This window comes from uncultured Winogradskyella sp. (genome assembly GCF_947495255.1).
Taxonomy (GTDB): domain Bacteria; phylum Bacteroidota; class Bacteroidia; order Flavobacteriales; family Flavobacteriaceae; genus Winogradskyella.
Window position 1 is genome coordinate 1 of record NZ_CANLYI010000033.1, and the last position, 511, is coordinate 511.

A 511-nucleotide genomic window follows, 5' to 3' on the forward strand; every position below is an offset into this window, starting at 1 on the left:
AATCTGTGTTCACCACCTAATTGCAAGGTATATGATAAATCTACATAGGTATTGGTTTCTTTTACTGGTCCTATTTGATCTGCAATAACAGATAAACCAAGTCCGATGTTTTTACCTACAGGCGCATGCCCAAAGAACGTTCCTGTTTCTGGTCCGCCATCAATTTTAGACCATTGGTTTCTGTATAACAATCCAAAAGAAAGATTTTCTTTTGATCCTGCATAAGCAGGATTAATGATGTTCATATTATACATGTACTGCGTGTACTGAGGGTCTTGTTGCCCATGCATTTGAAATGCTAAAAGCAAAACCGCTATAATAGAGAGTTTTTTCATTATAATAAGTTGATTCTGTTAGTTGATTATCTGTTAATATATACCCAAGAACTTTTTGACATAGCTCCACCTTCGTAAACAACAGTATAGAAATAAGTACCTACTGGTAACTCATCACCGTCATTTGTTTGACCATACCACTCGTCTGTGTAATTATTCTTAGAGTATACTAGTGT

The 511-nt window shown here is 35.4% G+C and carries 2 protein-coding genes; both read right to left on the bottom strand.

From position 1 onward, the window contains the following. Window positions 1-335 (bottom strand): PorP/SprF family type IX secretion system membrane protein (locus Q0807_RS18860; RefSeq protein WP_301162063.1); only part of this gene is annotated, 335 nt, incomplete at its 3' end. 26 nt (window positions 336-361) lie between these two features. After that, window positions 362-511, bottom strand: a 150-nt coding sequence (locus Q0807_RS18960) for a gliding motility-associated C-terminal domain-containing protein (protein WP_367180284.1), incomplete at its 5' end; no start/stop codon positions are given.